Annotated in this window: 10 protein-coding genes and 1 pseudogene; 10 read left to right on the forward strand and 1 reads right to left on the reverse strand. The window is 71.6% G+C overall.

What is annotated here, in order from left to right:
* Positions 1-64: 64 nt before the first annotated feature.
* On the forward strand, positions 65-955 hold the full coding sequence (locus AB3K78_RS05070) for an undecaprenyl-diphosphate phosphatase (RefSeq protein ID WP_416446705.1): 891 nt from the start codon (positions 65-67) through the stop codon (positions 953-955).
* Positions 952-2,189, forward strand: a pseudogene (gene mshC, locus AB3K78_RS05075) (cysteine--1-D-myo-inosityl 2-amino-2-deoxy-alpha-D-glucopyranoside ligase). Before AB3K78_RS05070 ends, mshC begins: the two are co-directional and overlap by 4 nt.
* Here the strand turns inward: mshC and AB3K78_RS05080 are convergent.
* Positions 2,179-3,096, reverse strand: a complete 918-nt coding sequence (locus AB3K78_RS05080; RefSeq protein WP_416446707.1) for a PAC2 family protein — start codon at positions 3,094-3,096, stop codon at positions 2,179-2,181. The pseudogene mshC and the gene AB3K78_RS05080 overlap by 11 nt on opposite strands.
* 99 nt (positions 3,097-3,195) lie before the next feature.
* Between AB3K78_RS05080 and AB3K78_RS05085 the strand changes: the two genes are divergently transcribed.
* The 8 genes from AB3K78_RS05085 (at position 3,196) to AB3K78_RS05120 (ending at position 11,763) form a co-directional block, all read left to right on the forward strand.
* On the forward strand, positions 3,196-3,942 hold the full coding sequence (locus AB3K78_RS05085) for an HAD family hydrolase (RefSeq protein WP_416446709.1): 747 nt from the start codon (positions 3,196-3,198) through the stop codon (positions 3,940-3,942).
* Positions 3,939-5,039 (forward strand): tRNA (adenine-N1)-methyltransferase, encoded by a 1,101-nt coding sequence (locus AB3K78_RS05090; protein WP_416446711.1) that lies wholly within the window; start codon positions 3,939-3,941, stop codon positions 5,037-5,039. Before AB3K78_RS05085 ends, AB3K78_RS05090 begins: the two co-directional genes overlap by 4 nt.
* 73 nt (positions 5,040-5,112) lie before the next feature.
* Entirely contained in the window at positions 5,113-6,045 is a 933-nt protein-coding gene (locus tag AB3K78_RS05095) for a peptidylprolyl isomerase (protein ID WP_416446713.1), read from the forward strand.
* Positions 6,046-6,048: 3 nt separating this feature from the next.
* Positions 6,049-7,119, forward strand: a complete 1,071-nt coding sequence (locus tag AB3K78_RS05100) for a helix-turn-helix transcriptional regulator (RefSeq protein ID WP_416446715.1) — start codon at positions 6,049-6,051, stop codon at positions 7,117-7,119.
* Positions 7,119-8,105 carry a helix-turn-helix transcriptional regulator gene (locus AB3K78_RS05105; protein ID WP_416446717.1) on the forward strand — a complete coding sequence of 329 codons (987 nt, stop codon included), beginning with the start codon at positions 7,119-7,121 and terminating at the stop codon, positions 8,103-8,105. The genes AB3K78_RS05100 and AB3K78_RS05105 overlap by 1 nt, the downstream gene beginning before the upstream one ends.
* A 51-nt stretch (positions 8,106-8,156) precedes the next feature.
* Positions 8,157-8,930, forward strand: a complete 774-nt coding sequence (gene tatC / locus AB3K78_RS05110; RefSeq protein ID WP_416447306.1) for a twin-arginine translocase subunit TatC — start codon at positions 8,157-8,159, stop codon at positions 8,928-8,930.
* Positions 8,927-11,200 (forward strand): DEAD/DEAH box helicase, encoded by a 2,274-nt coding sequence (locus AB3K78_RS05115; protein ID WP_416446719.1) that lies wholly within the window; start codon positions 8,927-8,929, stop codon positions 11,198-11,200. The genes tatC and AB3K78_RS05115 overlap by 4 nt, the downstream gene beginning before the upstream one ends.
* Positions 11,197-11,763: a hypothetical protein gene (locus AB3K78_RS05120; RefSeq protein ID WP_416446721.1), complete on the forward strand. Its 567-nt coding sequence runs from the start codon at positions 11,197-11,199 to the stop codon at positions 11,761-11,763. The genes AB3K78_RS05115 and AB3K78_RS05120 overlap by 4 nt, the downstream gene beginning before the upstream one ends.
* Positions 11,764-12,256: the final 493 nt, after the last annotated feature.

Consider the following 12,256-nt stretch of genomic DNA (forward strand, 5'->3'; position numbering starts at 1 on the left):
CCGTACTAGGGTGGACGCTGGTCTGTGCGGGGGCACGGACCTTCCTGCGCCAGAAAGGGCGGTCATGGACTTCATTCAGGCGATCCTCCTCGGGATCATCCAGGGACTCACCGAGTTCCTCCCGATCTCCTCGAGCGCGCACCTGCGCATCGCGAGCGAGCTCATGGGGATCGGCGACGCCGGTGCGGCGTTCACCGCCATCACCCAGATCGGCACCGAGGCCGCGGTCATCGTCTTCTTCTGGAAGGACATCGTCCGGATCATCGGGCGCTGGTTCCGCTCGCTCGCGGGTCGCACCGTGCCCCGCAACGACCCGGACGCGCTCATGGGCTGGTGGATCATCCTCGGCTCGATCCCGATCGTCGTGCTCGGCCTGCTCTTCCAGGACCAGATCGACACGACCTTCCGGTCGCTCTGGGTGGTCGCGACGATGCTCATCGTCTTCGGCGTCCTCCTCGGCATCGCCGACCGGGTGGGCAAGCGCGTGCACACGCTCGACCAGCTCGGCTGGAAGCACGGCCTGATCTACGGCCTCGCCCAGGCGCTCGCGCTGATCCCCGGCGTCTCCCGCTCGGGCGGCACCATCACCGCGGGCCTCCTCATGGGCTACAAGCGCGAGGCCGCGGCCCGCTACTCGTTCCTGCTCGCGATCCCCGCCGTCTTCGGTTCGGGCTTCTACAAGCTCTTCAAGGCGCTCAAGGAGCCCGCCGGCGAGACGCCCATGGGCCTGACGCTCGTGGCGACCGTCATCGCGTTCGTGGTCGCGATCTTCGTGATCGGCCTGTTCATGCGCTACATCTCGAAGGGGAGCTTCCTGCCCTTCGTGATCTACCGCGTGCTGCTGGGCGTCGTGCTCATGGTGCTGCTCGCCACCGGCGTGCTCGCGGCCGATGCGGGCTCGGCGAACGCGGCGGGCCAGATCGCGCAGACCGCGTCGGTCGGAGCCGCCCTGTGAGGACCTGGACCAGACCCGAGATCCCGGAGCTGCCCGGCGAGGGCGCGGCTCCGCGCGTCTTCAACACGGCCACCGGACGCCTCGAGCACCCGCCCATCGAGGGCGGCCGCGCCACGCTCTACGTGTGCGGGATCACCCCGTACGACGCCACCCACCTCGGGCATGCGGCCACCTACCTCGCATTCGACCTGCTGCAGCGCGCCTGGATCGACGCCGGTATCGAGGCCGTCTACGCGCAGAACATCACCGACGTGGACGACCCGCTGCTCGAACGGGCGAACGCGACGGGCGTCGACTGGCGCGAGCTCGCCGAGTCGCAGATCTCGCTCTTCCGGTCCGACATGCACCGGCTCGGCATGCTGCCGCCGGAGCACTTCGTGGCGGTCACGGAGTGCATCGACGAGATCGCGGACGCCGTGCAGCGGCTGCGCGAGCGCGGGCTCGCCTACACCGTGCCGAGCCCGGGCGCCACGGGCGAGGACCTCTACTTCGACACTGCTGCGGCATCCGAGCAGACCCAGTGGCGGCTCGGCGATGTCGCGCCGTACGACCGCGAGCTCATGTCGCTGCTCAGCGCCGAGCGCGGCGGCGATCCGGATCGCGCGGGCAAGCGCGATCCGCTCGATCCGCTGCTCTGGCGCGCGGCCCGCGAGGGAGAGCCGAGCTGGGGCACCGTGCTCGGGCTCGGCCGGCCCGGCTGGCACATCGAGTGCGCCGTGATCGCCGCACGCGCGCTGGGCAACGCGTTCACCGTGCAGGGCGGCGGAGAGGACCTGGTCTTCCCGCATCACGAGTTCACCGCCGCGCACGCCACGGCGCTCTCGGGCACCCCCTCGCGCACGCCTACTGCCACGTCGGCCTCGTCTCCTACAAGGGGCACAAGATGTCGAAGTCGCGCGGCAACCTCGTCTTCGTCTCGAAGCTGCTCGACGGGGGCGCCGACCCGTCGGCGATCCGGCTCGGGATCCTCGCGCACCACTACCGCTCGGAGTGGGAGTGGCACGACGCCGACCTCGAGGTCGCCTCACGCCGGCTCGCCGCGTGGCGCACGGGGCTCGAGCGCACCGGCGAGGAGCCCGCGGCGACCGTGCTGCAGCGCCTGCGCGCGGCGCTCGCGAACGATCTCGACACTCCGGTCATGCTCGCGACGCTCGACGCCGCGTTCGACGGCGGGGTCGACGAGCCGCAGCTGCTCGCCGACGCGGCGGAGGCGCTGCTCGGCGTCAAGCTGTAGGGGGCGTCCCGCCGTCCGCGTCCGGTTCGTCGTCGCGCAGGAACTTCTCGAACTCGTACGCGAGCGCGTCGCCCGTGGCCTCGGGGGACGCGCTCGCGTCCCTCGCCTCCTCCAGTCGGCGGATGTAGCTCGCCATGTCCTCGTCGTCGGCGGCGATGCGGTTGATGCTCGCCTCCCAGTCGTTCGACTCGGTGAGCAGCTCACCCCGGGGGATCACGACGTCGAGCAGCTCCTCGAGCTTGTCGAGGATCGCCAGCGTCGCCTTCGGGGACGGCACGCTGTGCACGTAGTGCGGGACCTGCGCCCAGAGCGACACCGAGCTGATGTTGGCCTCCGCGAGGGAGAAGGCGAGGATCGACGCGATGCCGACCGGCCCCTCGTAGTCGCTGCGCTGGGCTCCGGTGCGGGCACGCTGCTCGGGATCGTCGCTCGACAGCGAGACCGCGATCGGGCGGGAGTGCGGAGCGTCCGAGAACATCGCGCCGAGGAGGATCACCGTGTCGATGCCCCAGGCCTCGATCACGTCGACGACCTCGTCGGCGAACGCGGTCCAGTCGCGCGCGGGCTCGACGCCCGCGAGGAGGAACAGGTCGGTGACCGGAGTGCCGTCGATCCGACGCACGGTCTCGGCCGCGGGATCCTTCGGCTCGCCCGGGCGCTGCACCGTCCCGTAGAGCCGGGTCTCGGGCCACTCGAGCACGCGATGCCCCTGCTCGTCGAATCGCACACGGGGGCGGTGCACCTGGAAGTCGACGAAGCCGTCGGCGCCGATCGTGTGCAGGACCTCCGCGCCGATCAGCTCTCCGATGTGCTGCAGCGCCGTGGTGGTGGCCGAGCCGGCGTCGCTCCAGCCCTCGAAGGCGGCGATGAGCACCCGAGCGGGGTCGGGGTGCGGCTGTCGGGTCACGGGGCTGGGCTCCTTCGCGTCGGTGCCGGGAGAGGCGGCTGGCCCGGGATCGGGATGCCAACCAGGATAGTCCCCGGCCGCTCGGTAGACTGGGCGGCGATGAATACCGCGCAACCAGCTGCCGTGCTGTGGGACATGGACGGCACGATCATCGATTCCGAACCGCTCTGGATCGTCGCGGAGGACGCGATGCTCTCCCGTTACGGGGTCGAGCTCGATGCGGAGCTGCGCGAGCAGCTCATCGGCTCCGGCCTCTGGGACGCCGCCGAGCTGTTCCGCGCGCGCGGGGTCGACCTCAGCGCCGACGAGATCGTCGCCGAGTTGGCGGGGGAGGTCCGGGCGCAGCTGGCCGCGGGAGAGCCCGCGTGGCGGCCCGGCGCAGTCGAACTGCTCGCCGAGCTCCGCGAGTCCGGCGTGCCGTGCGCCCTCGTCACGATGTCGATCCGCTCGCTCGCCGACCAGGTCGCCGAGCTGCTGCCCCCGGGCACCTTCGGCGCCATCGTCGCGGGCGACGAGGTCGCGCACGAGAAGCCGCACCCCGACCCCTACCTGCGCGGTGCCGCGGCGCTCGGCGTGCCCATCGAGGCGTGCCTGGCGTTCGAGGACTCGCCGACGGGGCTCCGCTCCGCGGCGGCCTCCGGCGCGGTCGCGATCGGCCTGCCGCATCTCGTCGACCTCGGCGGCGCCCCCGCGCATGCCCTCTGGGCTTCGCTCGCCGGCGCCGACGTCGCCGCCGTGGCGCGCGCGTTCACCGAACTCCGCGGGACCGATCCCGGTCCCCGAACCGTCACCGAGCCCGCAGCCCGCGGAGCGCTCGTGTCCGACCCGAAGGGAAGCCGCGCATGAGCCGCGACGTCGAACGCTCCGAGACCGAGACCGCCAGTCCGGCGCTGAGCGGCCCGTTCCGCTACGGCGACCGTGTGCAGCTGACCGGCCCGAAGGGCCGTCTGAACACGATCACGCTCGTCGACGGCGGCGAGTTCCACAGCCACCGCGGCATGATCCGCCACTCGGAGCTCGTCGGCCTGCCCGACGGCTCGGTGCTGCGCAACAGCAACGACGAGGAGTACCTGGCCCTGCGCCCGCTGCTCTCGGACTTCGTCATGTCGATGCCGCGCGGGGCCGCGATCGTCTACCCGAAGGACGCCGCGCAGATCCTCTCGCTCGCCGACATCTTCCCCGGGGCGCGCGTGGTCGAGGCCGGCGTCGGTTCGGGCGCGCTGTCGCTGCACCTGCTGCGCGGCGTCGGCAGCGAAGGCCGCCTGTTCTCGTTCGAGCGCCGTGACGAGTTCGCCGAGATCGCGAGTTCGAACATCGAGGCGTTCAGCGGGTCCGTGCCGGACAACTGGTCCGTCACCGTGGGCGACCTCCAGGAGGTGCTGCCCGCGACCTGCGAAGCGGGGAGCATCGACCGGGTCGTGCTCGACATGCTCGCTCCGTGGGAGTGCGTCGGCGTCGCAGCCGAGGCGCTGAAGCCCGGCGGTGTGATCATCTGCTACGTCGCGACCGTGACCCAGCTGTCGCGCGTCGCCGAGGAACTGCGCCGCAGCGGTCTCTACACCCACCCGCAGGCCTCCGAGACGATGGTGCGCGGATGGCACGTCGAGGGGCTCGCCGTGCGTCCCGACCACCGCATGGTCGCGCACACGGGCTTCCTCATCACCGCGCGCCGGCTCGCGCCGGGCACCCAGCTGCCCCAGCTCAAGCGTCGTGCGTCGAAGGGCGAGTTCACCGACGAGGACCTGGCGGCCTGGATGCCCGACCTCGTCGAGGGCGGCGAGAGCGAGTGGACCCCCGAATCGATCGGTCAGTGGAGCAAGAGCGACAAGGTGCTCCGCAAGAAGGCCCGCGAGGCGCAGAAGCTCGCCGCGCAGCGGGCGAGCGGGTCCGAGGACGCCGTTTTCGGCGCTGCCGCCGAGGACGCCGCGCCCACCGCCGAGTGATCGGCTGACAGTATCCGAAGCCCCGCACCGGATAGGATGACGGGGTTCGACAGAATCGCTTCGAGAGGTCTCCATGCGCCGTCACATCCTTCCCGCCACCGCTGCGCTGGCGCTGCTGCTCGTCGGTGCGACCACCGGGTGCAGCTCCGCGCCGCAGCTCGACCGCACCGACTGCGGCCCGGCGCTCAGCGAGGGGTCGCTGAGCAACAGCGTCACGGTCGAGGGCAAGGCCGGTTCGGTCCCGAAGGCCACCGTGCCGAAGGGCGTCTCGATCGAGGACTCGCAGCGCACGATCGTGTCGCACACGGGCGACTCGACCACCGTCGCCCGCGATGGCGCGCTGCTCTCGATCAACATGCAGGCGATCGATGCCGAAACCGGTCAGACGGTGCACCAGAGCCAGCGCATGGGCACCGAGAACCCGAGCGAGTTCGTCCTGCTGAAGAAGGGGAGCGGCATTCCGGCGCTCACCGACGGCCTCCGCTGCACCGCTCCGGGGGACCGCGTCGTGGTCGCGATGGAGCCGAAGGAGAGCGCGCAGCTGCTCGAGCAGTCGGGCGCGAAGTCCGGCGGTTCGGTCGTGTTCATCGTCGACGTCCTCGCGGTGCGCAACACCGGCAACGTCGCGTCCCCCGGCACCCTGCCCTCGGGCTTCCCGGCGGTGACCAACCTCGACTCGGGTCGCCCCGGCATCGTCCTGCCCCCGCAGGCTGCTCCGAAGTCCGTCAAGACCGCCACCCGCATCGAGGGCGATGGACTGCGCGTCACCGCCGACAACAACGTGATCGCCCAGGTGCTGACCGTCGACTGGGACGGCCAGGAGCAGAACAACACCTGGACGACCGGTCCGGTCGGCCTCGGCAACGAGGCCCAGATGAGCCAGTCGGGCGTGACCTTCCGCAAGCAGCTCACGGGACTCCGCGTCGGATCCCAGGTCGTCATCATGGAGCCACAGGCGAGCGGCAAGGCCACGGTCAGCGTGGTCGACATCCTCGCCGCAGGGTAGGTCGTGGCCGCAGCAGCATCGCAGCGTTCGGGCGCGCCCCGTTCGTCGGTCCCCGGCGAGCAGCGCGTCTTCAGCCTCGTGCTCGCGCTCGTCGCGAGCCCGCAGGGTGCGACCAAGCGCGAGCTGCTGTCGAGCGTCTACGGCTATGCCGATCGCTACCAGCACGGCGAGCGCTCCGACGCGCTCGAGCGGCAGTTCGAACGCGACAAGGATCAGCTGCGCGCCATCGGGATCCCGATCGACACGATCGATTCCCCGGAGGAGCCCGGGAACACGCAGCTCACGCGCTACCGCATCTCGAAGGAACTGCTCCAGGTGCCGCGCGATCTGCGATTCTCGGAGCGCGAGCTGACGCTGCTCCGTCTCGCCGCGATGGCGTGGCGCGAGGGCAGCCTCACCGCCGAGTCCCGGCGCGCCGCGATGAAACTGGAATCGCTCGGCGCGGGCCTCGACGTCCAGCACCTCGGGGTCTCCCTGCGTCTCGGCATCCCGGAGCCCGCGGCGCCGGCGTTGCAGAGCGCCATCGACGCGGGCCGGGTGGTGCGCTTCGACTATCAGCTGCCGCACCGCGACGCTCCGCTCGGACGCCGTGTCGCGCCATTGCGCCTGCACCGGGCCGATGGGCGCTGGCATCTCATCGCCCACGATCTGGATCGCGACGACGAGCGCGTGTTCCTGCTCTCCCGCATCGTCGGGGGCGTGCGCACCGAACGCGAGACCTTCGACCCGGCGCTGCGCGATCGCGTCGATGCCGAGATCGAGGAACTGCTGCGACTCGAGCGCGTGCAGCGCGCGACCCTCGAGGTGCGTCGCGGCAGCGTGGCGGAGGCCCGGCTCAGCCCGCGCGCCGCATTGCACGAGGACCCGGCCGAGCCCGGGTGCGAGGCGACCGTGCGGCTCGAGCTCGGCACGCTCGACTACCGCGCCTTCGCCGAGGAGCTGGCGGCGTTCGGCGCCGATGTGGCGGTCGTCGAGCCGCCCGAGCTGCGCGCTGCCGTGATCGCCGAGCTGCGCGGGATCGCCGGCCGCCATGCGGCGCCCGCGGCCGTTGCCGCCGAACGGGAGACCGACTGATGCGCAGCCAGCTCCAGACACCCGACCGAGTGGTGCTCCTGCTCGCGCTCGTGCCCTACCTGCGCGAGCACGGTCCGACTCCCGTCGCCGAGCTCGCCGAGACCTTCGACGTCGAGCCCGCCCTGCTGCGCAAGCTCGTGCGCTTCCTCGGCACCGCCGGCGTTCCCGGCGAGACGCAGAGCTACCAGCACGAGGACCTGTTCGACATCGACTGGACCGCGCTCGAAGACGAAGACCTGGTGAGCCTCACGCACGTCGTCGCGGTCGACGATACGCCCCGGTTCTCGGCGGCGGAGCGCGCTGCGCTGATCGCCGGCCTGCAGATGCTGACCGGCATGCTGCCGACGGAGGAGCGCGAGCGCGCCGAGCGGACCGCGGCGAAGCTCGCCGGCGCGTTCGGAGACACCGCGCCGCCGAGCGCGCTGTCCGTCACCGCGGACCCCCAGGACGCGCGTGTCCCGCTGCTCGTCGGCGCGATCGGCAACGGCCACCGAGTGGCCTTCGCCTATCGCGATGCCCGCGGCAGCGAGAGCGCGCGGTCCGTCGAGCCGCTGCAGCTGCGGCAGTCCTCGGGCGCCTGGTACCTGCGGGCGTTCTGCCTGGAGCGCGGTGAGGAGCGCACGTTCCGCATCGACCGCATGCGCGACCTGCGCGAGCTCGACGAGGCAGCCGCCCGGCCCGCGTCCGCGGCACCGGCCACGCGGTTCTCCGCGGGCGCCGCGTCGGGCCCCGCAGCGCAGCGCGGTCGGATCCGCGTGCGTCTCGACGCCGCACCGCGCCTCGCCGACTTCGGTCTCGAGACCGGCCCGGTCGGACGCGACGGCTGGGCCGATGCCACGGTCGATCTCTGGTACCCCGGCACCGCCGTCGCCCTCGTGCAGGCCGCGCCCGGCGCAGTCGAGATCGTCTCGCCCGAGAGCGCCCGCGCCGCGGTGAGGGCCTGGGCGGAGCAGGCTCTCGGGCTCTACGACGACGAGCGGGATTAGACTGTCGTGGTGCCCGTGAAGACCCGCCGCAAACGCAATCCCGAGGGGCGTATGAGTCTCGGCGACCACCTCGTCGAGTTCCGCAAGCGGCTCATGATCGCCGGTATCGCGATCGTGCTCGGGATGGTCGTGGGCTGGCTGCTCTCGGACTACGTCTGGGACATGCTGCGCGGCCCGATCGAGCGGATCGCGAAGGAGGGGCGCAACGCGCAACTCGCGTATCAGGACGTCTCCGGCGCCTTCGACCTCAAGCTGCAGATCGCGTTCTTCATCGCGGTCATCATCTCCTCGCCGGTCTGGCTGTATCAGATCTGGGCGTTCCTCGCTCCCGGCCTCACCGGGAAGGAGAAGCGCTGGGGCGTCGCCTTCATCGGCACCGCCGTTCCGCTCTTCCTCCTGGGCGCGTACGCGGGCTGGGTGGTGTTCCCCAACATCGTGCACCTGCTCACGAGCTTCGCGCCGCCCGAGGACGCGCAGTTCATGGATCCGCGCAAGTATCTCGACTTCGTCCTCAAGCTGATGCTCGCCATCGGGGTCGGCTTCGTCCTGCCCGTGTTCCTCGTGCTCCTCAACTTCATCGGCGTGCTGCGCGGCCGCTCGATCCTCAGGAGCTGGAGGATCGCGATCCTCTGCATCATGGTGTTCACCGCGCTGGCGACTCCCGCCGCCGATGTCATGAGCATGTTCCTGCTCGCGATCCCGATGGTCGTGCTCTACCTGGGGGCGGGCTTCATCGCCGTGCTGCACGACAGACGGGTCGACAGAAGACGCGCCGCCGAGCTCGCCGAGTACGGCCTGGACGAGCCGAACGGCGGCATCGCGTGAGCGAATCGATCCCGAGCGCGGAGACCTCGGCGCAGCCCGAATCGTTCCCCGCGCTCGATGCGTTCGCCGCGTCGCTCGGCTTCCCCCTCGACGGCTTCCAGCGCACCGCGTGCGAGCGGCTCGAGTCCGGCCGCAGCGTGCTCGTCGCGGCGCCGACGGGCTCGGGCAAGACCACCGTGGCCGAGTTCGCCGTCGCCCTCGCGCGGCGCGAGCGCGATGCCCGCATCTTCTATACGGCGCCCATCAAGGCGCTCTCGAACCAGAAGTTCCGCGAGCTCTGCGACGCGTACGGCGAGGACCAGGTCGGCCTGCTGACGGGCGACGTGAACCTGCGCGGCGATGCGCCCATCGTGGTCATGACCACCGAGGTGCTGCGCAACATGATCTACGCCGAGTCGGCGGCGCTGACGGAGCTCGCCTTCGTCGTGCTCGACGAGGTGCACTACCTCGGCGACCGATTCCGGGGCGCCGTCTGGGAGGAGATCATCCTGCACCTGCCGCGGCACGTGCGCCTGGTCTCGCTGTCCGCGACGGTTTCGAACGCCGAGGAGTTCGGCGACTGGATGCACGCGGTGCGCGGCGATACCGACGTGATCCTCTCGGAGCATCGCCCGGTGCCGCTCTATCAGCACGTGCTCACGACCCGTGCACTGCTGCCGCTGCTCGTCGACCGCGACGGCGAGCTGGCGGCGCGCGGCCGGCTCAACCCGGAGCTGCTCCGGCTCGACGGCGGTCGCCCGGGCGGCCGCGGACGCGAGCGCAGCCGGGGCCGTCCGCCGCAGCGGCGCTCGCCCCGGATCTCCCGCGGCGACATTGCACGCGCGCTCGACGAGACGGGTCTCCTCCCGGGCATCGTCTTCATCTTCAGCCGCAACGGCTGCGATCAGGCCGTGCGGCAGTGCCTGTTCGAGGGTATCCGGCTCACGACGCGCGAGGAGCGCGACGAGATCCGGCGCATCGTCGATCGCGAGCTCGACGGGCTCGATCCCGAGGATCTCCGGGTGCTCGGCGTCAGCGAGTGGCGTTCCGCGCTCGAGCGAGGGATCGCGGCCCATCACGCCGGCCTGCTGCCGGTGTTCAAATCGATCGTCGAGAAGCTGTTCCAGGAGCGCCTCGTCAAGCTGGTGTTCGCGACCGAGACGCTCGCCCTCGGCATCAACATGCCGGCCCGTTCGGTCGTGATCGAGCGGCTCGACAAGTACAACGGCGAGCAGCGCGTACCGCTGACCTCGGGGGAGTACACCCAGCTGACCGGCCGTGCCGGCCGCCGCGGCATCGACGTCGAGGGGCACGCCGTGGTCGTGTGGAACGACGGCACCGACCTCGAAGCGGTCGCGCACCTGGCGTCGACGCGCTCGTTCCCGGTGCGGTCGAGCTTCCGCCCGACGCCGAACATGGCCGTGAACCTGCTGCAGCGCATGAGCTTCGAGCGCGCTCGCGAGACGCTCGAGCTCTCGTTCGCGCAGTTCCAGGCCGACCGCGCCGTGGTCGACGACGCGCGCGAGCTCCGCGCCGAGCAGGACTCGCTCGCCGGATACGACGCCGCCGCGAAGCGCGCGCACGGCAAGGACCGCGTGCGCTGGGAAGAGCGAGCTCGCAAGCTGCGCCGCGAGATCGAGCGCGGCCGTCGCCGCATCACCGCCCGCACCGGCACGATCGCCCGGACCTTCGATCGCGTGGTCGACATGCTCGCCGAGCTCGAGTACCTGACGCCCGAGTCCGCCCAGAGCGACGAACTTGCCGTGACCGACTGGGGCACGATCCTGTGCCGGATCTACGGCGACCGCGACCTGCTCGTCGCCGAGTGCCTCCGTCGGGGTGCCTGGCGCGGTCTCGACGCCTCCGGCATCGTTGCCATGTGCTGCGCCCTGAGCTACGAGCCGCGTCGCGATGACGAGCCCGAGGGCCGTCTGCCCTCCGGGGCGTTCCGCGGCGCGTTCGAACGCACGCTCGAGCTCTGGGAGGGGCTGGACGAGCTCGCCGAGCGGAACCGGCTGCCGCGCACCGCGCAGCCGCACGCCGGCCTCGCCTGGTCGATGTTCGCCTGGGCGAACGGGCAGTCCCTCACCCGCATCCTGGAAGACGGGATGATGAGCGCGGGCGACTTCGTGCGCTGGGCGAAGCAGACCATCGATCTGCTCGACCAGGTGGCGCAGGCCGCCGAATCGGAGGCTGGCGCCGCTGCGGGCCTCGCCGAGCTGGGTGCGCTCGCGCGCGAGGGCAAGAAGCGGATCCGGCGCGGCATCGTCGAAGCGTCGAGCACGTCGTGAGGATCCTGATCGGCGCGGGGGCCGCCGTGCGCTTGCGCTTCTGGGTCGCGATCCCGCTCGCCGCGCTCGGCGGCTGGCTGCTCGGTCTCGCCACTCCGCAGCTCTCCTGGTGGCCGATGCTGTTCGCGGCGGTGCCGCTCGTGCTCGCCGCCGTCTGGCGGCAGCGGCTCGGCGTCGCCGCACTCGCCGGTGCAGCAGCGGGGGCGGGCTTCTGGTTCCCGGTGCTCTCCTGGCTCACGCTGTATCTCGGCCCGGTTCCGTGGCTCGGCCTCGGAGTCGTGATGGCGGCTTGGTACCTGCTCATGGGCATCGCGGTCGCCGCCGCGACCCGCGGGCTCGCGCTGCTCCCCGCTCGTCCCTGGCTGCGCGTCGTCGCCGTCGCACTGGCCGTCGCCGGGGTCTGGACGCTGCGCGAGCAACTGCAGGGCTCCGTGCCCTACGGCGGGTTCCCTGGGGGCGTCTCGCCCACTTCGTGGCCGAGACGCCGCTCGCCTCGCTCGTGTCCTGGCTCGGCTTCTCGGGGCTCAGCGCGCTCATCGCGCTGGCCTGCGCGGTGCCGGTAGCGGTGCTGTTCGAGCGACTCGGTGCGAAGCGCGCCGCCGCCGAGGCTCCCGAGGCCACCCGCACGTCCGCGTCGGACGAAGATCCGGGATCGCGGGCGCCGAGCATCGTCTCCCGTGCCAGGATCGTGGCGATCCCGACCGCGTTCGCCGTGCTCGGCACCGCGCTCATCCTCGCGCTGCTCGCCGTCGTGCCCGTGGCGCCGGTCGAGCGCACCGGAACGCTGCGCGTGGTCGCCGTGCAGGGGAACGCGAAGGCCGGAATCTTCGACGACCGGGAATCGGGCGACGTGCTGCGCGCGCACCTGAACGCCACGCAGCAGGTCGTCGACCGCCTCCGCGCCGAGGGCGAACGCGTCGACGTGATCGTCTGGCCCGAGAACAGCGCGGAGTTCAACCTGCCGAGGAACCCGCTCGCGGAGGTGCAGATCGCCGCGCTCGCCCGCGAGGCCGGCGCCCCGATCGTGCTCGGCTCGGTGCTGCAGGATGCCGACGG

Source organism: Leucobacter sp. HNU, from assembly GCF_047946755.1.
Lineage (GTDB): Bacteria > Actinomycetota > Actinomycetes > Actinomycetales > Microbacteriaceae > Leucobacter.